Origin of the sequence: Bacillus sp. LNXM65 (assembly GCF_002998575.1) — a bacterium.
GTDB lineage: Bacteria > Bacillota > Bacilli > Bacillales > Bacillaceae > Bacillus.
The window spans coordinates 90,416-109,863 of the sequence record NZ_PVRB01000006.1 but is presented as its reverse complement, the minus strand read 5'-3'; the positions used below and the strand labels follow the sequence as shown (position 1 = coordinate 109,863).

Genomic DNA, 19,448 nt, shown 5'->3' with positions numbered 1-19,448 from the left:
TATTAACAGAAAATTCAGCAATTTTCCAGTTGTTATATCAATAAAACGGGTAAAAAGACACAAGTCTAAAGAATTAATTTGGTTTCTACAATGATGATTTAGAGAGTATTTCCAGTGTTTCTTAATGTTTATGCAGGTTAAGTAAAAAAAATGAGAAAAAGAATGGAGGAGGAACATGGATGAAATTTCCTGCGATGAGATATATCAATATATTTTTTTGTTTCATCAACATAATGTTTTCGATGTGTTTTGTAAGGGTTTTATTTATTTTAATGAATGAACAAATTATCTAAATATACTTAAGTGAACATTTCGAGACTATAAACTTTTAAATTGGGGTCGATATAGACTTTGACAGGAAATCTTCCATTGAAAGGATTGATAGTATATGACTGTACGAGCAGAGAACCTCGTTCAGAACTGGTTTCCGAGTGAGGACGGAAATGCAGCAGAGCGTAAAGAACTCATCAAATTGATGGAGCAGATTGTTTCAGGGGTCGATCACCTGAAAGATCCGAACCGTGCACACCTAAAGGGTGAAAAGAATCGTGGAGAAGATTTTTACCAAAAGCTCACTGAAACAAGTCAAATTCCGGTGAACGGCCAACAAGCGGAACTTGTGAATGAAGAATTACTGAAGCTTTTACATAACCATCCATACCACACAAAGTATTTCTTCACGAACATTTTGCCAATGGCAAGTACACCAGGAATTCTAGGCATGCTGACGGCCATGCTGGTAAATGGAAACAACCTATGGGATGTTTATGGACCAGCAGGAGCGGAAGCTGAGGTCAGAGTGGTCTCAATGATGTCTAAGCTCATCGGATATGATCCAAGTGTGAGCGGGGGATATACAACATGGGGAGGTCAGGGAGCCATTTTCTCAGGACTACGTTTAGCGATTGCAAAAGTTGCGCCGGAGTCACTGCGAAAAGGTGTCCCGCAAAATCTTTATGCGTTTTGTTCTGATGCTGCACATTACAGCTTATTTAAGTCAATGGAAGCAACAGGACTTGGCACAGACAACTTGATCAGAATTAAGACGAATAAAGATCATTCGATGGATATGGAAGATTTGCGTTGTCAAATGGAACGTGTTGCACAAAATGGCGGAATTCCCGTTTATATTGTCGCAACAACCGGAACAACAGATGCCATTGCAATTGATGATGTAAAAGGGGTACGTGAAACAGCAGAAGCCATTGCTGAGGAGTATGGTCTACAGGTGCCGCATATTCATGCGGATTCAGCGCTCGGCGGATTCTTTGCTTTCTTTAATGAGTATGATGTAGCTGAAAACCCGCTGCAATTCTCAGACGGTGTTCTTCGTATGCTAAAAGAAATCAAAGCGAAATTCCAGCATCTTTCTCTTGCTGACACGATGTGCTTTGACTTTCAAAAGCTCGGCCAAACACCTTACACATCTAGTTTATTCTTAGTGAAAAATGCTGCTGACCTAAAGCGTTTAGATCTGGAAGAACAAGAGACACCATATGTTGGTCATAGAGGCTACGGCGAATACCATACGGGTTATACACTGGAATGCTCAAGAATGGGAAGCTCTATCAGTATGCTGAGTGTGCTGTTAACGTTTGGAATTGAAGGCTACCAGCGCTTGCTCGGTCAATTCCTAGAGGTGAACCTTGCCTTCAGAGAAGCACTCAGTCAAGAAATTCCGCAAGCAGAAGTCGTGAATGATGACAACGTCGGAATGGCTACATTATTTAGAATTTACCTAGACGGCTCACCGCGCTTTCAAGAAGAAATTTCAGGCGAAGCGACTGCAATGGAAATTGAGCGGAACAATGAATTGAACAAAATGCTGTTTGAAAAGCTTGGAGAGAAAAGAGACGAAATGTTCTTTGGCGATACAACGAAGTTTTTACTTGTAAATGCAAAAGAAGGACAAGAATTCTATCTAAGTGTTAGTAAGTTTTTTGTCATCTCACCTTATACGTTACCAAAGCATATCCCACATATCGTATCTTATTTAAAAGATGTGATCGCATCTGTTTGTGGACAATTTGAACATGTACATGCTTAAATCAAATCTGAGAGTGGAGATGTAGGAAAAAATGGCGAAACAAAGGAAATTTGGAGGATACACGATATCCTCTAAAATCATGTCAGTCGTTGTCGTAACATTACTTGCAACCGTTGCACTATTCGTTTTAACATTTTATCTAGTCAGCCAGGATTTATCATCCCAGTTATTAAAGCAATTTGATTATCGATTAACAACAGATATTGATACTGCAAAGAAAGAAATCGATAATTTGGATGGAAACGTTCTTGGCATTAGCGGGAAGGATGATCCCCTTTATGTGGAGGTCAAAAAGAAATTCAAGGAGCTTCAAGAAGATCATACGCTTGAGAACTTATACGTGCTATCTAATAAAGGCGGCAAAGAAAGAATTATTATATTAACTGGGGAAGAAAATGATTTTGATCAAGATTATGCCTTTTCAGATGAGATGAAACAAGCACTTTCTGAAGATAAAATGATCAAAAGTGATATTTACAAAGACTCATTTGGTACACATAAATCAGTCTTTTTGCCAATCAAGGATTCAGGCGGTGAGCTGACAGGGATTTTAGGAATTGATTTAGATGCGTCTGTTGTGCCTGAAACAACGAAGAAGCTGACGATCTATATCACGGTTGCATCTGCTATTGTGCTCATCGGTGGGTTGTTTTTCTCCTTTATCATGGGCAGAAGAATTGCGAAACCAGCACGTTCATTGATGGAATCAGCGAACCGAATTGCTGACGGTGATTTAACTGGAATGGTAGAGGTTGAAAGTAAAGATGAGATCGGTCAACTTGCCGCATCCTTCCAAAAGATGCAGGGGCGGATCAAAGAGCTCATTGCGAAGATCTCAAACTCATCTAGTGAAGTGTCGAAAATGTCCTCACAGCTTCGCACCGTAACGAATGAATCGAGTCAAAGTGCGCAGCAAGTGTCAGAAGCCATGACGAATATGAGTGAAGGAATCAATGATTCTGTCGCAAATATTACGGATTGTACAACATCCGTTGCAGAGATCGATACTCAAATCGAAGGTGTCACAAAAGAAGTCGATGAAATGAAATCTGTTTCATCTGACGTACAAGAGCAGTCAGAATCTGGTCAAAAACTAGTGAATCATGTGCTTGAGCATCTGAATATGTTACATGACAAGATGACCAACTCAAAGCAGGCAGCAGAAGAATTACAATCTCATTCAACGGAGATTGAAAGTGTCATCTCGATTATTACGGACATTTCAGCGCAAACGAATCTGCTTGCACTGAATGCTTCAATTGAAGCGGCACGTGTTGGAGAAGAAGGAAAAGGGTTTGCTGTTGTGGCAGATGAGGTGCGTAAGTTAGCTGAGCAATCAGCGGATGCGGCTAAAACCGTTTCAGACCTCGTCATCGGCACACAGGAAAACAGTCAGCGTGTTCTTGAAAGCGTAGAGGAAAGCAGTAAAGCAGTGGAAGAAGGACGTGAACAAATGGAAGGCACGTCACAAAACTTCGCTGTGATTTACGACGGCGTATCTCAGTTTTCAAGAAGAACGAACAATTTGCTTGCTTCTATTAAGCAAGTAGAGCAAGCATATCAAACGATTTCTACATCGATTGAACAAATTTCGGTTGTATCGGAAGAACACGCCGCCAGCTCTCAAGAAGTAGCGGCAGCAACAGAACAGCAAAGTGCTGGCATGCAGCAAATTTCAAGTGCGATTGAACAGCTCTCTGATATGTCAGAGGACTTAGCACAGATGGTTTCTACCTTCAAAATTGACAATAAATAACGAGAAAGCTGACTCTTGTGAGAGAGTCAGCTTTTTTGCTATGCTTAATCAAATCGTTTCAGACGAAAGGAGAAACGCCATGGATTTTGCGCAGAGATTATCAGAAGAACGGATTAAAAAAGCGATGGATCACGGGGCTTTTGAAGGATTATCTGGCTTTGGGAAACCCCTGCCTAAAGATGATGCTGCTCATGTACCTGAAGAACTCAGAATGGGCTACAGGATGATGAAAAATGCTGGCTTTGCTGGGGAAGAAACAGCACTGAAAAAAGAACTCATGACCGTCAAAGAGCTGCTTCACTCCAGTATAGACGGAGAGGAAAGAAAAAAACTTTCTCTCATATGTGAAGAAAAACAAAAACGCCTGGATGAACTCGCATCTAAGCGTCAAACTTTTGCCCGTCCAGCCTCCTCCTTTTATAAAAACAGGGTCTACGAAAAATTAACGGAGCATAAAAAAAGATGATGACACGCTGCCTCTCCTGAGCACATTGAGGGAGCTTTTTTTATGAAAGCGCTACATTTTGTTGTTGACTACATGTATATACAAATATAAAATAAGAAACAAACATGTATATACAAGTTTTGGTTCTTTTTTCTTATAAAAAACGATCTCGGAGGGGATAGCATGGCTGATTATCAGGCAGCAGCAGATCAGATTGTGAAAGCCATCGGCGGCAAAGAAAATATTGATCAAGCGACACATTGTGTGACAAGGCTGCGCTTTGTACTGAAAGATGAAGGAAAGGTTGACGAGAAAGCACTTGAACAAATAGAAGAAGTGAAGGGATCTTTCTCAGCGAACGGTCAATACCAAGTTGTTATCGGCCAAGGGGTCGTCAATCGGGTATATGCCGAAATGGTGAAACAGACAGGCATTGGGGAAGCTACAAAAGAGGACGTTAAGCGTGCCTCTGATCAAAAATTAAATCCATTGCAGCGCGCTGTGAAAACGCTTGCGGATATCTTTATTCCGATTCTTCCTGCCATCGTCACAGCCGGTTTATTAATGGGGATTAATAATATTTTAACAGCTCCAGATATTTTCTTTGATCAAAAATCGATTGTGGATGTGTATCCGGCATGGGCTGATTTAGCGAATATGATCAACTTGATTGCAGGCACTGCCTTCACATTCCTGCCCGCATTAATCGGCTGGTCAGCAGTGAAGCGGTTTGGAGGAAATCCGCTCTTAGGGATGGTCCTTGGGCTGATGCTTGTACACCCAGACTTATTAAATGCGTGGGGCTATGGAGCGGCTGAAAAATCTGGTGAGATTCCTGTCTGGAATTTGTTTGGACTTGAAGTGCAAAAGGTAGGCTATCAAGGGCAGGTTCTTCCGATACTCGTTGCCTCGTATTTACTAGCGAAGCTCGAATTATTTATCACAAAACGGACACCTGAAAGCATTCAGCTGTTAGTGGTTGCACCGATTACGTTATTAGTCATTGGCTTTTTATCCTTTATCGTCATTGGACCTGTTACATTTGCGATCGGAAACGTTTTAACATCTGGACTTGTGGCTGTATTCCAGCAATTCGCAGCACTTGGCGGTCTATTATACGGCGGATTGTACGCTGCATTAGTGATTACAGGGATGCACCATACGTTCCTCGCTGTCGATATTCAATTGATTAATTCCAAACTGCATGGCACGTTTCTATGGCCGATGCTCGCACTGTCTAATATCGCACAAGGATCAGCCGCACTTGCGATGATGTTTGTTTTAAAAGATGAAAAGCAAAAGGGGCTCTCACTGACATCAAGTATTTCCGCTTACTTAGGAATTACCGAGCCAGCGATGTTTGGCGTCAACCTGCGCTATCGATTCCCATTTATTTTTGCACTTATTAGCTCTGGTTTAGCTGGTATGTTTATCGCCTCTCAAGGGGTGCTGGCAAGCTCAGTTGGTGTTGGAGGCATTCCAGGAATCTTCTCCATTATCCCGAAATATTGGGGCGCATTTGCGATAGGGATGGTCATTGTACTCATCGTCCCGTTCATTGGAACCCTTTTGTATGCAAAGCTAAAAAAGAAGAAAGATGTTTCACAAGAACTTAACTAGTGGTGGTGAAGGAAATTGAAACAACAAACAAACGAACCGTGGTGGAAAAAAGCGGTGGTCTATCAAATTTATCCGAAGAGCTTTTTAGATACAACGGGCTCAGGTACAGGCGATATCAATGGTGTGACAAAAAAGCTCGATTATATTAAAGAGCTGGGGGCGGATTGTATTTGGCTCACGCCAATGTATGAGTCTCCGCAGCATGACAACGGCTATGATATTAGTGATTATACAAAAATCCATGACATGTACGGCACAATGGCGGATTTTGAACACATGCTGAAAGAAGCCCATGATCGAGGTATACGAGTCATCATGGATTTAGCCGTCAATCATACATCCATTTTCCATGAGTGGTTTCAAGCATCACGCGAGTCAAAGAATCATCCTTATCGAGATTATTATATTTGGAAGGAGCCTAAAGCAGACGGATCACCGCCGAATGATTGGCAGTCAAAATTTGGCGGTCCGGCATGGGAGCTAGATGAAGCAACGGGAGAGTATTATCTTCATTTATACGATGTCACACAGGCGGATCTTAATTGGGAAAAGGATGAGGTGCGCAGGCAAGTATATGACATCATGCATTTTTGGTTTGAAAAAGGAATTGATGGATTCAGGCTGGATGTCATTAACAACATCTCGAAAGATCAACGCTTCTTAGATGACGCCGGACAGTCTGTGCAAGGAGACGGCCGGATGTATTATACGGATGGCCCAAGAATTCATGAGTTTCTGCATGAAATGAATCAAGAGGTTTTTTCGAAATATGACAGCATGACAGTCGGGGAAATGTCTTCAACGAATATCGCAGACTGCATTCGGTATACAAGACCGGATCGGAAGGAGCTGGATATGACGTTTAATTTCCATCATTTAAAGGTCGATTATCCAAACGGAGAAAAATGGGCCCTCGCACCATTTGATTTTCATGAATTGAAGTCGATTCTGTCTGAGTGGCAGACGAAAATGCATGAGGGCGGCGGCTGGAATGCGCTCTTCTGGTGCAATCATGATCAGCCGCGTATCGTCTCAAGGTATGGTGATGATGACACGTATCATCAGCAATCAGCGAAGATGCTGGCGACTACCATTCATCTCATGCAAGGGACTCCGTATATTTATCAAGGTGAAGAAATTGGCATGAAGAATCCTCGTTTTGAGGACATATCGTCTTACCGTGATATTGAATCACTTAATATGTATGAAGCCATGCTTGAAAAAGGGAAATCAAAGGAAGAAGCACTCGCCATTTTACAGGTCAAGTCAAGAGATAATGCGAGAACACCGATGCAGTGGACCTCAGAAAAGAATGCAGGTTTCTCAAAAGGAACACCTTGGATTGAGCCAGCCAATAACGACATTTCAGTAGAAGCTTCATTAAAGGATCAGTCGTCTATTTTCTATCATTATCAAGCGCTTTGCAGGCTGCGTAAAGAACTTGATGTGATCACATATGGAAGCTTCACTTTACTCTTAGCAGAAGATCCGAAGGTTTTTGCTTATGTCAGAGAAAGCCATGAGGAGAAGCTTCTTGTGATCAATCATTTTTATGCAGGGGAGGCGGACTTTACGCTTCCTGATGAGCTCGTGCAGGCTATAGATGAGATGGAGGGTCAAGTGCTGTTATCCAATTATGAGGATGTACCGGCAGATATGAAGGGATTTACGTTGCGTCCATATGAGTCAATCGTTTATCATTTAACCAAACGCTAGAAAATGGGGCGGAGGGAAAATGAAAGAGAATAAGTTTCGAGTGATTTATGATCAGCTCGCAAGACGAATTGAACAAGGTGATTGGCAGGATAAAGGCATTCTGCCATCAGAGCATGAGCTATCCTTGATGTACGATACGTCCCGTGAGACGGTGAGAAAGGCATTAAATATCCTTGTGCAAAATGGCTATATCCAAAAAATCCGCGGGAAAGGCTCTGTCTTGCTGAATCGTGAGAAAATGCAATTCCCAGTCTCGGGTCTCGTCAGCTTTAAAGAGCTTTCCCAAACACTTGGCCGAAAGACCGTTACGACGGTTCACGAATTTGGTTTAATCAAACCGGATCAGTATATTCAGTCTCAGCTGAAAATAAGTGGGCAGGAGGATGTCTGGGAAGTCATCCGCTCTCGCAATATTAGCGGAGAAGAAGTGATTTTAGACAAGGATTACTTTTTGCAAAAGCATGTGTCAGTCTTGTCGAAGGACATTTGTGAAGGATCAATCTACGAGTATATTGAAGGAGAGCTCGGTGTATCAATCAGCTATGCCCAAAAGGAATTTGTGGTAGAGCCATGTACAGAAGAAGACGCCAAGTATCTTGATTTGAACGGGTTTGACCATGTCGTCGTCGTGAAGAATTACGTGTTCTTAGAGGATACAAGTTTATTTCAATACACGGAAAGCCGTCACCGATTAGACCGCTTCAGATTCGTCGATTTTGCAAGAAGAGAAAAAGTGGACAGAGCATAGGCTCTGTCCACTTCAAGTTTTGGGAGAAGGAGAGAGATAGACGACGAATAGATCACCCTTTTTAGGAGGAAAGATGATTAGATTAAATAGACCACTAAAATTAAGAGATTTAGAAATATTCAGCGTGATGAAAGATCATCAGATTTTATGTTATGTCATCATTGAAGATACGCGAAAACCGTTTACGGAAGAAGACAGAAAGCTAGACCCATTATGTTATATGGATGAAGAAGATATACAAGCGTATTTGAATGTTTTTCATATTTCCATTATCAATGATGAGAAATTAAGTGAAGAGGATTTAACGATGGTAAAAGGTTTTTTTGCTGATTTAGTAAATAATACGAACTTAACGAATTTTATTACGAGAGATTATGTTTTAAAGAATTTATATGATGTCGAGGATGAAAATGACATGATGTTCTTTAATAGAATGCTTCGGCATATAGGGTCAGATGATGTGAAAGAATTTGACGACCGCAATTGGATCTATTTATCTCAAGATTAATGACTATTCCATGAAAAAAGGACAGAGCATAGGCTCTGTCCTTTTCCTTTAGGATGATACATTTTTTCTTGTACGCTTGCGCTGGTAGTAATAAAGGATACCGCCTGCGGCGAGCATGAGCACGCCAATCAGTACAGCTGTATACATCATAGTGGCTGTATTCGGCAGTGTGCCGCCTGGTAGGCCGGTTCCATCTTGGTTTGGATCTGTACCTGTACCTCCGCCTGGTGCTGATGTTTCGCCGTCTCCACCAGTTTGATCTGGGGTTGTTCCAGCTGCTTCATTTTGATTGAGGACGGTGTATTCGCTGAAGTGCTCAGTTTGACCTGATACGACTCCATTTTCGAACGATCCGTTACTTGTTTTGGCGTAACGATTCTTCTCGCGATCCACATAATACACACCAGGTTTTTTCGCTTTTTGAGGCTCGTCTAGTGTAAAGGATAGTGTGACAGGGTCTTTAAAGGTCGAAACCTTTTTCTTGTCTTGTTTGATTTGGAAATCATACGTATCCGTTAATGCGTTTTTCACTTTATCCGTCTTTGTCATCCATATATCTGCGCTTTTCTCTGACAAATTGGAGAGCGGCAATGCGAGTCCCACTTTGTCATGATAGATGGTGACGTTTGGATCTTGCTCTCTTTTCTTCAGCTCGGCTACTTGCGCTTTTGATAGAGACAATTGAACGTTTTTCGCTTTGCTTGCTTTGTCTAAATAGAGAAATGCTTTGTTTGTATGCTGCACATACGTTTGGAATTTCTTATCATCTTGAATGTCATAAGCGCCTTTTCCTTTCACGCGAGGAAGGAACACTTCTTTCACCCTGTGATCGATGACAGGCGAAATCTGCCCGTCTGCCTTTTCAATTTGCTCTTTGAAGATTTCATAGTCGACATACCCTAAGTCTTCGCCGTGAGAGGCTTCTGTAAAGACGCTGTAGCCGTCGCCGCCTGTGCCAACAAAGGCATTTGTGGCTACGCGGTATGTTTTCTCATCATCAATGTCTGTCAGTTGACCTTTTTGGTCTTTCAATTTCACATCAATCAGTCTGCTGCCAGCTGGTTTACTGAGTGTAAACGTATATTCAATGCCAGCTACATGAGGGAATGCACCTCCGCCTTCCTCAATGCCTGACAGCCCCTGTTCGAGTGCTTTTTTAATTTGACTGCCTTTTAAATCTGCGACATAAAGTGTATTTCCGAAAGGCATCACCGTTAAAATATCACCTAAAGTGATATCTCCTTTTTCAATGCTTCCACGAATACCGCCGCCGTTTGTGATGGCAAGGTCAGCACCGGCAGATTCTTGCGCTTTCTGCAGCATGCCGTCGGCAATAAAGTTCCCAAGATTTGTTTCCTTCGCACGTACGTGCTCGCGTTGTCCGTCTAATAGGACATCTGTATAGCCGACTTTTTCTGTTTTTAAATCTTGAATATCTGCTTTGTACCCATCAAGGATCGCTTTTGCATCTGCATCTTCTTTGACAGAGTCATCAATAGAGATCAGGTGAAAAGAAGATTCTTTTGGCTGTACGACGCCTTTTTTGTCAAAGGCTACGTCTACTTTCCCTAAAAATTGTCCGTAGTCTTTCACCTGAGCGACAATTGTAGGTTCTTTTTTATTGATGACCTTTAATTTTTCAACAAGTGTGTGCGTGTGACCGCCAATGATTAAATCAATACCGTCAACTTTTTGAGCCAGCTCAAGGTCACGATTGTAGCCAATGTGTGTTAACGCAATGATTTTATTGATTTTTTCTTCTGTTTGAATGGTGTTGACTGTTTCTTTTGCTTTCTTGTACGCATCTTTAAATTGAATGTTAGGACCGCTGCTGGATGTAATGGCTGTGTCTTCAGTCGTTAAGCCGAATACGGCCACCTTTTCACCATTAACATCAAGCAGGATGTAAGGGTAGATCCCGGCTTCTTTTTTCTCACCAGCTCTAAATGAGGCTGGTTTTTTCACTAAGTCGCTCAATTGTTTTTCCTTCGAGACATCCACGTTTGATGACACGACCGGGAATTGAGGCTTTTCAAATTGATGACGGTTTTTCGGATCGACATCTGATGCATCACCTGTCAGAAATTGACGTAGTACAGAAGGACCTTTGTCAAATTCATGATTACCAAACGTCATGGCATCGTATTTCATTAAGTTCATCAATTTCAGATCGGCAAGTCCTTGCCATTTTGTGAAGTATAGGTCACCAGAGAAGACATCTCCAGCGTCCAATAAAATATTGTTCTTGCTTTCAGCACGGATTTCTTTGATCTTTGTTGCGCGTCTTGCCGCATCATCAAGGTGTGCGTGTGTATCGTTAGTATGCATGACTGTTAAATTCCAGTTGTCTGATGAAGGCGGTTCTGTTGTGCCATCCTCTTTAAAGGCTAGCTTGTACACACCAAGACCATCTGTGCTTGCGTTACGAACAAAGTCTACGCTGCTTGATTTCTCAGCAAACGGTTTGGCTAAAAGAGAAGATTCAAATGTTAAAGTTGCGCCTTTCACCGGTGCAATGGCCCAGTTTTGATCAGCACTTGGGTTGATGGTTTTTTGTTCGATAATATAATCCATCAGCACTTGACGGTTCTCATCTGCTGAGGCAAGCACCACTTTATCTTGGGTCAGATGCGGAAAGCCTCCGCCGCCAGAAGCACGATAGTTATTTGTCACGACTAAAAATTCTTGATTGTCAGAGACTGTTTTCCCGTTGTAAGACAGGTTTTTGATGCGGTTTGCATTGGCGTTGACAAGTGTGCCTGTTGTGCTGTATTTAGCAGGCTGCGTCACATCGACTTGGTATGTCACACCATCTATTACATCAAAGTTATACGAGCGGTATTCCTCGTTTAAAATCGGCTGTTCTTTTGAAACGTTCGGTTTGATCTGATTAAACTGTCCGGCAGACATCTCTAACCAGTCTTTCACTTCACTGCCTCTCAGTTTCACAATCTGCACAGTGTTATCGTAAAGGTAGAGATCGCCGATGTTCTTAATCGCTAAATCTCCTTTTGCGATATTTGTATAATAATTTACACCGTTTCGTCCGCCTGCTTTAAACGGCGCACCTGCAGATAAAATCGGTAAATTTTGATACGCAGTGTCCTTCATTTTTTCTTGTGCATACCATTTTTGGGCATCTGTCACAATTTGAATCGAAGGGTCATCCATCACTTGAGCGAAAAAGCTATTAATGTCTGCTTCTGTTTTGCCAACAGGCTTTCTCACGTAATCAAGTGTGTTTTGATGCGTTGTTTGAATGGCATCTTTTACTGTGCTTTTCTGAGATGATACTCCGGCAACAGATTCGATCTTGCCTGTTCCGTCGGTGACCTTCCAGCTGCTGCCGTCAGGCTCTAGTGTTAAATCAATGACTCCGAGGTAGCTGCCCCAGTTTTTTGACATGACGACTGGGATGCCGTTGATGGTTCCTTTTGAGACATCGAATTTGTCAACGCCGTTATATTCAGCGCTTGGGAATGTGCCATGCTGGTGCCCAGATACAATGGCATTGATGCCTTTTGTTTTCGTGGCAAGGTCAAAGATCATATTTTCTGATCCTTTAGGTGAAGCTGTTTTTTCAATTCCTGTATGGGCAAGAGCGACAATGACATCTGCGCCTTTCGCCTTCATTTCAGGAATGGTTTCATTGGCAGATTCGACGATGTCCTGCACTTGGACTTGTCCATCTAAATGCTTCTTATCCCACGTCATAATTTGTGGTGGAACAAATCCTATGTAACCAACTTTCACAGTTTGTGAGGCTCCGTTTGCATCTTTAAAGGTTTTATCTTGGATCACGTAAGGTGTAAAACGGTGTTCTCCATTTAGCTTTTTGACGTTCGCATTGACAATCGGGAAGTTGGCGCCCGCAATGGTACCGTCAAGGAAAGATAATCCGTAGTTAAATTCATGATTGCCAAGTGTTCCTGCATCGTATTTTAGTTTGTTGAGTGTATGAATAATGGGGTGAACCTTTGTTTGATTGATGATGCTGTCTTTCTCATGTTTGTAAACGTATTCTCCAAGAGGGGTTCCTTGAATCAGGTCTCCGTTATCAACAAGGAGTGTATTTGGATTTTGTGAACGGTGCTTGTCAATCAGCTCGGCTGTTTTTGCCAAGCCAAATTCATTTGTTTCTTTGTCGCTGTAATAATCATAATTCATCATGTTCGCATGAACATCGGTTGTGGCTAAGATGCTGACCTTTACGGCTTTGCCGTTTTCTGTTTCTGCATGAGTAGGTACTGCTGGGAGAATGAGACTAATCATCATAATGGAAGTGAGCAGAATAGACAGGTTTTTCCTTCGTTTAGACCTATGTGTTTGCTTCTTCACCTGATCTCCGCCTTTCTAATTTTTTTGACCACAATACCTATTGTAGAAATGTTTCGTTAACTTTTGTAGTTATTTTTTGCAGATCATTGTAAAGATAACATAAATCATACGAATTACCTTGTTAAGGGAATGCGAATGAGTCGAATTGCTTATTTTTATCATAAGGGGTTTTCTGATAGGGATAGGATGTTTCATTTCAACATGCCCGGGTATAGTGTGTAGTGTAAACGATAATCAAGCAGGAGGGTTTCTACATGGGTAAGAAAATTGCAGTTGTATTAACAGATTACTTTGAGGATGTTGAATTCACCGAGCCTGCAAAAGCCTTTAAAGATGCAGGTCATGAAATCACAGTGATTGAAAACGAAAAAGGAAAAACAGTGAAAGGGAAGCAAGGAGATGCAGAAGTGAGAGTGGATGCGTCCATTGATCACGTGAAGCCTGAAGACTTCGATGCACTTCTCATTCCTGGCGGTTTCTCACCAGACATTCTGCGTGCAGATGATCGTTACGTCCAATTCACTAAAACATTTATGGATGAGAAAAAACCAGTATTTGCGATCTGTCACGGACCGCAATTGCTTATTACAGCGAAGACGCTGGAAGGAAGAGGCGCAACTGGCTATACATCCATTCAAGTAGATATGGAAAACGCAGGCGCTAAATTTAAAGACGAAGAAGTTGTCGTTTGTCAGGATCAGCTTGTGACAAGCCGTACACCTGATGACATTCCAGCATTTAACCGTGAATCATTAAAACTGCTTGAGAAATAAACCGCAGTTACAGGATAAAAAAAGCCAGCACCTTAAGGGGGGCTGGCTTTTTCTGCGCATGATGTAAGGAAACTGCGTGAAGACCGCAAAGCAGCTTCCTGATGCACCATTATTTTCTTAAGTTTTTTAGCTCGCTTGCGATGGCTTGCATTTCACTTGGGCTGAATGAAGATTTTTTCATCACCATTTGGTGAAGAAATTCGATATCTTCGTACTTGTCTGGACTGAAGTCCTCGGCTTTGATGACTCCAATGTTCAGCATATTTAACTTTTGCGAAATGTCTTCAATCAGCTGATTGACTTCAGCCGCTTTTTGCTCTGACAAGGGCGGCACGTCCTTTCCTGCATATATGTCGAATAATATGTCTATTTTAACAGAAATGCAAAAGAATAAAAGGGCTATTAAGATGACACGGAGATGTTTTTCTCCTTTTTCTCCTGCTTAATCTTATCAATGATTCGTTTGGATTCAAATACGACAACCCCTGATAAACCGATGAGCCCGATTAAGTTTGGAATGGCCATCAGCCCATTGAGCATATCTGCTACACCCCAAACGAAGTCATTTTTAAACACGGCACCGAAAAAGACAGCAATGACAAACACGATGCGATAATACATGACGTACGAATCCTTCGCCAAATATGTAAAGCATTTTTCGCCATAATAGGACCAGCCAATGATGGTGGAATAGGCAAACAAGAGCAGACCGATTGCCACAATGGTTGAGCCAACTGGACCGAGGAAATGAGCAAAGGATAACGAGGTCAGCGCATCACTTTTCACTGTTAAATACATATCTGCCATGACAATGGTAATGCCAGTGATAGAACAAACAATGATTGTATCGATAAACACTTGCGTCATAGATACGAGAGCTTGACGGGCAGGCATATCCGTTTTCGCAGCCGCAGCAGCAATTGGTGCTGACCCAAGACCTGCTTCATTGGAAAATACTCCTCGTGCCACACCCCAGCGAATGACAGTTCCAATTGCACCACCTGCCACGGCTTGACCCGTAAAGGCATCTGAGAAAATAAGACCGACTGCGCCTGGAACGAGATCAGCATTCATGACAAGAATGATCAGACCGCAAATGACGTAGAATAAAGCCATGACTGGTACAAAAATAGATGTGACCCGGCCAATGCTTTTAATTCCGCCTAAAATCACGAGTGCCGTAAAAGCCGTAATGATGATACCTGTTACCCATGTTGGAATTTGAAAAGTAGAATTCATGACTCCTGAGATGGAATTAGACTGTACCAGGTTGCCGATCCCAAAGGCAGCACTGGCGCCGAAAACAGCAAATAGAACCCCTAGCCATTTCTGTTTCAATCCATGCTCTAAATAATACATAGGTCCGCCAGACATTTCGCCTTTTTCGTTTTTGATCCTGTATTTAACTGCAAGAACAGCTTCTGCAAACTTAGTGGCCATTCCGAAAAATGCAGCAAACCACATCCAGAATACCGCACCCGGACCACCCGCTATAACTGCCGAGGCCACACCTACGATATTCCCTGTACCGACAGTTGCAGCAAGAGCCGTCATTAACGCTTGGAAATGAGAAATATCTCCTTCTGACATTTTGTCTTGTTTAGAAAAAGCGAGCTTTAAAGAATAAGGAAGTAATCTAATTTGAATGAAGAGAACGCGAAAGGTGAGGTATATTCCAGTACCAACAATTAAAATCAATAGGGGAGGCCCCCACAAAAAATTGTTCATCGTCGTGACAAACTGCTCAATTATTCCCATCTAATATCCCCCTTTGTTTGTGTAATTCTCCTAAAGTTTCTCCTGTTTTTGTGTAATTTGTCAATGGCGATGAGAGCTTTTCTTGCAAAGTTTCCAAAAGAAAAAGGGCTTGATATGATAGAGAAAAGGTTTTCGAAAAGAACTCTTAGGGAAAAGATAGGAGGAGAATGAAGAATGATTCATGTGTTATTCGTGTGTCTTGGCAATATTTGCAGGTCACCGATGGCAGAGGCCATGTTTAGAAAAAGAGTAGAAGATGAGGGGCTTAGCGAGCACTTTGTGATTGATTCAGCAGGGATTGGCGGCTGGCATCAAGGAAGTCCTCCGCATGAAGGAACGCGAAAACTGCTTGATGAAAAAGGCATCAGCTATGAAGGAATGACTGCAAGACAAATCATGGAGAAGGATATCACCACATACGACTATATCATGGCGATGGATGCAGAAAATGTAGGGGCACTTCGCAGTATAGCCGGCTATGGGAAACATCACTTTATTGGCCGTCTTCTTGATTTTGTAGAAGACGACGATCGAGATGATGTGCCAGATCCTTATTACACTGGGAACTTTGAGGAAGTCCATGAATTAATTGAAACAGGAATTGACCGTTTTTTGACGTATGTAAAGAAAGAGAACCACCTTTAACTGAAAGGAGATCAGACGAGATGGAAGAAAAAAATCAAATCGTGCTCCGAGGAGCTGTCATAGGAGCAGCTTGCGGCGCATTGCTGACTTTATTTCATCGGCCAACGAGAATTGCACTCAAAGACAAATGGAATGACTGCCAGCAAAAGCTGGATGAATACCGCCAGGAGCCAGGCAGAATATCGGCTTGCATGAAAGAAAAAATGGAAGAAACGAAGCAGCTGATGCGAACAGTCTCAGATGATTTGTCATTTTTAAATGAACAGGTCAATCAGTTAAAGGAAACAACCCCAAGGGTATTAGAAATTATTGAAGAAACAAAGGATCACTTTCAATCGAAACAGACAGATTGATCATTGGAGATGAGGCGTATGGGTTTTATTAAAGCGTTAATTGAACGCTTTTTGCTGCATGAAGGACCGGCAAAATCTGCTGAGCTTGCGTATTTCTTTTTGCTTTCATTATTTCCGTTTCTCATCTTCGTGCTGACACTGGTTGGGTATTTGCCGCTGACGTCAAAGGATGTCCTGAGCGTCATTTCTGGTTATGCGCCAGAAGGAGCGCTTTCGATGATTGAATCCATTGTCGATCAGACGCTGAATAATCGTAACGGCGGGTTATTATCGTTCGGGATTATTGCCGCCCTTTGGTCAGCATCTAACGGCATTAATGCCGTCGTCAGAGCTTTTAACCATGCTTACGAAGTTGAGGAGAATCGTTCCTTCATTCTCGTACGTTTAACATCGATTATCTTAACGATCGCTATGGTTTTGACCATTATTTTTGCCTTGATGCTGCCTGTCTTTGGAAAAGAACTTGGTTTATTTGTCGCTAAATTAGTCGGGCAGTCAGATGCCTTTCTCACCGTATGGACTGCGATGAGATGGATCATTAGCCCGCTGATTTTGTTGATTGTTTTTACATCCTTGTACTATTTTGCTCCAAACATTAGGCTGAAATTGAAATTTGTTCTGCCAGGTGCCATTTTTGCATCGATTGGATGGATTTTGGTCAGCATGCTGTTTTCATTTTACGTAGGCGAGTTTGCCAACTACAGTGCGATGTACGGAAGCATTGGGGGAATCATTATTTTAATGATCTGGTTTTATTTAACCGGCATCATGATTATCCTTGGCGGCGAGCTCAATGCGCTTTTACATAAACGTAAAATCGTACCAGGCAAGCTATAAAGAAATCCGGGCATCCTAAAGAAGAACGAACAAGTTCAATCTGAATGGATGGGGGAAATCACATATGTCCAAACAATCGAAAAAAGGCGGAAGCAATACGAAACAAAACAAAGGTCATCAGCCTAAGCACAAAACAAGCGGCAGTGCGAACGGGCAAAATGGATATCACTAAATGAAAAAACTCCTCTGCATAGCGCAGGGGAGTTTCTATTTCACGATCGTATATATCGCTTAAGGTTAAAAGCGGCATCAGGCTTTGACTGATAGTGAGGATCGAGCTGGAATCCAGCATTCATCGCTACACGTTCACTTCGAACATGACCTACAGGACAAAAAATTTCAAATCCATCGACTTTTGTAGAAAATATTTCTGTCATATATTTCACGATCGTTGTCACAATACCCTGACCTTGTGCGTCTTGACCAATCCAATAACCAATATTGCCTATTTTCTGATCAAACGTCAGACGGAACACCCCGATAAGTTGATCGTTCAGCTTAATGCCAGCTTCCAACCCTTTTTGTTCATTGTAGGTAGTTTGAGTCGATTGAATAAATGTTCTGACATCCTCTATGCTTTTGCAGTGATGGACCCATGGAAGCCATTCCTCTAAATGAGCCTGATTCTCTTGAATAAGTTTCAATAATGTGTCCGCATCATCAAATTGTAGAGATGTCAAAGTCAATTCATTTGTGATGTCGTATGTAAACAAAGATCGTCCCTCCATTTTAATGACTTTCAACCACTGCTGCCGTTCGCCCAAATCGAACGCAGAAAAACACGAATAATATCACGATGCTGACAAGGTAAAGTAAATTCATTCCTTCAAACGTTTGCACAAAGATTCCACCGAGAACAGGCCCGAGAATACTCCCTGCACTAAACGCCATCCCGCACATCAAATTTCCAGCAGGAAGCAGATGCTTTGGCAATAAGTCGGTCATATAACTGATGCCAAGTGAGAAGGTAGAGCCTACAGCCATTCCGGCAATAAAGAAACAAATCGCAACAGCCAAAACCGATTGAATGAAAATTCCTGCTAGTAGGAAAAAGAAAGACCCGACGAGTGTGACACATAAAATGATGCGGCGCCTGCCAAACCGGTCGCTGAGCATCCCGAGAGGTAGCTGAAAGACAATACTTCCAATGGCAAACGCAGGTAAAATAAACGCCACTGCATCCACTGTTACCCCGCTTCTAAGTGCATACACAGGGAAGTTGCTATTGAGTGTCGTTTCTAAAAAGCCATAGCAAAACGGCATCATAAAGGCGACCCAGCCAAATTGAAAGGCTTTCTTAAAGCGCTTCAAACTGTTTGTCTGCTCTGACGTCTGCACTTCGCCCGTATCTGGATATGTATTTTTCAAAACAAAAACAAGCAGCCAAATACATAAACTAACGGCACCAGAAACAATGAAAGGTAAAGATGGGTTGATTTCAATGAGTGGTGTTAAAAAAGGTCCAGCGGCAAAACCGAGTCCAAAGGATAACCCATACAATGAAATATTTCGCCCGCGATTTCTCGATGACGACGCATAGGTCACCCACGTCTGTGTAGAGAAATGCAGCATATGATCACCAATCCCGATCATGAGCCGCAGGAAGAACCAGACGACATAAGATTCAAAAAACACAAAGCTAAACAAGCTTAAAAAGACAGCAGCGCCCCCAATGACAATTAACGGCTTAAACCCAAACCGGCGAAGCGGCGCTTCCATAAAGGGAGATGCTAGCAGCACGCCAAGATATAAGCCTGTGGCATGCAGACCGTTTAACGTAGGAGAAGTGCCGGCATGTTCAAAAATAATCGAAATGACAGGCAATAACGCTCCCTGCGAAAAACCAGATACAGATACAAGTAAAATTAAAATCATAAAGTGAATTCTCGACATAAGAAGCTCCT

At 42.2% G+C, this 19,448-nt stretch carries 16 protein-coding genes; 11 read left to right on the top strand and 5 right to left on the bottom strand.

Features of this window, described 5'->3' with window-relative positions:
* Nucleotides 1–388 precede the first annotated feature (388 nt).
* The 7 genes from C6Y03_RS13135 to C6Y03_RS13105 all read left to right on the top strand — a co-directional run bounded on the left by C6Y03_RS13135 (nt 389) and on the right by C6Y03_RS13105 (nt 8,840).
* Nucleotides 389–2,047, top strand: coding sequence for a pyridoxal phosphate-dependent decarboxylase family protein (locus tag C6Y03_RS13135; protein ID WP_106039445.1), 1,659 nt, complete (start codon nt 389–391; stop codon nt 2,045–2,047).
* Nucleotides 2,048–2,078: 31 nt separating this feature from the next.
* The gene (locus tag C6Y03_RS13130; protein ID WP_034665174.1) at nt 2,079–3,803 is read left to right on the top strand and encodes a methyl-accepting chemotaxis protein; all 1,725 of its coding nucleotides are present in this window, start codon (nt 2,079–2,081) and stop codon (nt 3,801–3,803) included.
* Nucleotides 3,804–3,882: 79 nt separating this feature from the next.
* Nucleotides 3,883–4,269, top strand: a complete 387-nt coding sequence (locus tag C6Y03_RS13125) for a DnaJ family domain-containing protein (RefSeq protein ID WP_060595766.1) — start codon at nt 3,883–3,885, stop codon at nt 4,267–4,269.
* Between the two features lie 162 nt (nt 4,270–4,431).
* Nucleotides 4,432–5,868 carry a PTS system trehalose-specific EIIBC component gene (treP, locus tag C6Y03_RS13120; protein WP_034665169.1) on the top strand — a complete coding sequence of 479 codons (1,437 nt, stop codon included), beginning with the start codon at nt 4,432–4,434 and terminating at the stop codon, nt 5,866–5,868.
* Between the two features lie 15 nt (nt 5,869–5,883).
* The gene (gene treC, locus C6Y03_RS13115) at nt 5,884–7,584 is read left to right on the top strand and encodes an alpha,alpha-phosphotrehalase (RefSeq protein WP_106039444.1); all 1,701 of its coding nucleotides are present in this window, start codon (nt 5,884–5,886) and stop codon (nt 7,582–7,584) included.
* Nucleotides 7,585–7,603: 19 nt separating this feature from the next.
* Entirely contained in the window at nt 7,604–8,332 is a 729-nt protein-coding gene (gene treR, locus C6Y03_RS13110; RefSeq protein ID WP_060595768.1) for a trehalose operon repressor, read from the top strand.
* Between the two features lie 73 nt (nt 8,333–8,405).
* Entirely contained in the window at nt 8,406–8,840 is a 435-nt protein-coding gene (locus tag C6Y03_RS13105; RefSeq protein ID WP_106039443.1) for a terpene synthase, read from the top strand.
* A 48-nt stretch (nt 8,841–8,888) separates the two neighbouring features.
* On the opposite strand, the gene C6Y03_RS13100 is transcribed toward C6Y03_RS13105, so the two are convergent.
* Nucleotides 8,889–13,178: a multifunctional 2',3'-cyclic-nucleotide 2'-phosphodiesterase/3'-nucleotidase/5'-nucleotidase gene (locus C6Y03_RS13100; protein ID WP_106039442.1), complete on the bottom strand. Its 4,290-nt coding sequence runs from the start codon at nt 13,176–13,178 to the stop codon at nt 8,889–8,891.
* A 254-nt stretch (nt 13,179–13,432) separates the two neighbouring features.
* On the opposite strand from C6Y03_RS13100, the gene C6Y03_RS13095 reads away from it, so the two are divergent.
* Nucleotides 13,433–13,951, top strand: a complete 519-nt coding sequence (locus tag C6Y03_RS13095; protein ID WP_060595771.1) for a type 1 glutamine amidotransferase domain-containing protein — start codon at nt 13,433–13,435, stop codon at nt 13,949–13,951.
* A 109-nt stretch (nt 13,952–14,060) separates the two neighbouring features.
* On the opposite strand, the gene C6Y03_RS13090 is transcribed toward C6Y03_RS13095, so the two are convergent.
* Nucleotides 14,061–14,276 (bottom strand): DUF1128 domain-containing protein, encoded by a 216-nt coding sequence (locus tag C6Y03_RS13090; protein ID WP_003214000.1) that lies wholly within the window; start codon nt 14,274–14,276, stop codon nt 14,061–14,063.
* 77 nt (nt 14,277–14,353) lie between these two features.
* A complete protein-coding gene (locus C6Y03_RS13085; protein ID WP_060595772.1) occupies nt 14,354–15,709 on the bottom strand; it encodes an alanine/glycine:cation symporter family protein in 1,356 nt (451 codons plus the stop codon).
* A gap of 174 nt (nt 15,710–15,883) precedes the next feature.
* Here C6Y03_RS13085 and C6Y03_RS13075 point away from each other — a divergent pair, with 174 nt between their 5' ends.
* From C6Y03_RS13075 to C6Y03_RS13065, 3 genes are read left to right on the top strand one after another with little or no spacing between them, the layout of a single operon-like run.
* Nucleotides 15,884–16,354, top strand: coding sequence for a low molecular weight protein-tyrosine-phosphatase (locus C6Y03_RS13075; RefSeq protein WP_034665148.1), 471 nt, complete (start codon nt 15,884–15,886; stop codon nt 16,352–16,354).
* Nucleotides 16,355–16,374: 20 nt separating this feature from the next.
* A complete protein-coding gene (locus tag C6Y03_RS13070) occupies nt 16,375–16,707 on the top strand; it encodes a YtxH domain-containing protein (protein WP_060595773.1) in 333 nt (110 codons plus the stop codon).
* A gap of 18 nt (nt 16,708–16,725) precedes the next feature.
* The gene (locus tag C6Y03_RS13065; protein WP_106039441.1) at nt 16,726–17,544 is read left to right on the top strand and encodes a YihY/virulence factor BrkB family protein; all 819 of its coding nucleotides are present in this window, start codon (nt 16,726–16,728) and stop codon (nt 17,542–17,544) included.
* A gap of 212 nt (nt 17,545–17,756) precedes the next feature.
* Here the strand turns inward: C6Y03_RS13065 and C6Y03_RS13060 are convergent, their stop codons facing one another.
* A complete protein-coding gene (locus C6Y03_RS13060; protein WP_060595774.1) occupies nt 17,757–18,257 on the bottom strand; it encodes a GNAT family N-acetyltransferase in 501 nt (166 codons plus the stop codon).
* A 16-nt stretch (nt 18,258–18,273) separates the two neighbouring features.
* A complete protein-coding gene (locus C6Y03_RS13055; RefSeq protein ID WP_003218010.1) occupies nt 18,274–19,437 on the bottom strand; it encodes an MFS transporter in 1,164 nt (387 codons plus the stop codon).
* Between the last annotated feature and the right edge of the window lie 11 nt (nt 19,438–19,448).

What these genes read in the sequence shown, in the direction of transcription:
- C6Y03_RS13135 (WP_106039445.1), top strand. Translation starts at nt 389, where the DNA reads ATGACTGTACGAGCAGAGAACCTCGTTCAGAACTGGTTTCCGAGTGAG.
- C6Y03_RS13130 (WP_034665174.1), top strand. Translation starts at nt 2,079, where the DNA reads ATGGCGAAACAAAGGAAATTTGGAGGATACACGATATCCTCTAAAATC.
- C6Y03_RS13125 (WP_060595766.1), top strand. Translation starts at nt 3,883, where the DNA reads ATGGATTTTGCGCAGAGATTATCAGAAGAACGGATTAAAAAAGCGATG.
- treP (WP_034665169.1), top strand. Translation starts at nt 4,432, where the DNA reads ATGGCTGATTATCAGGCAGCAGCAGATCAGATTGTGAAAGCCATCGGC.
- treR (WP_060595768.1), top strand. Translation starts at nt 7,604, where the DNA reads ATGAAAGAGAATAAGTTTCGAGTGATTTATGATCAGCTCGCAAGACGA.
- C6Y03_RS13105 (WP_106039443.1), top strand. Translation starts at nt 8,406, where the DNA reads ATGATTAGATTAAATAGACCACTAAAATTAAGAGATTTAGAAATATTC.
- C6Y03_RS13095 (WP_060595771.1), top strand. Translation starts at nt 13,433, where the DNA reads ATGGGTAAGAAAATTGCAGTTGTATTAACAGATTACTTTGAGGATGTT.
- C6Y03_RS13085 (WP_060595772.1), bottom strand. Translation starts at nt 15,709, where the DNA reads ATGGGAATAATTGAGCAGTTTGTCACGACGATGAACAATTTTTTGTGG.
- C6Y03_RS13075 (WP_034665148.1), top strand. Translation starts at nt 15,884, where the DNA reads ATGATTCATGTGTTATTCGTGTGTCTTGGCAATATTTGCAGGTCACCG.
- C6Y03_RS13070 (WP_060595773.1), top strand. Translation starts at nt 16,375, where the DNA reads ATGGAAGAAAAAAATCAAATCGTGCTCCGAGGAGCTGTCATAGGAGCA.
- C6Y03_RS13065 (WP_106039441.1), top strand. Translation starts at nt 16,726, where the DNA reads ATGGGTTTTATTAAAGCGTTAATTGAACGCTTTTTGCTGCATGAAGGA.
- C6Y03_RS13055 (WP_003218010.1), bottom strand. Translation starts at nt 19,437, where the DNA reads ATGTCGAGAATTCACTTTATGATTTTAATTTTACTTGTATCTGTATCT.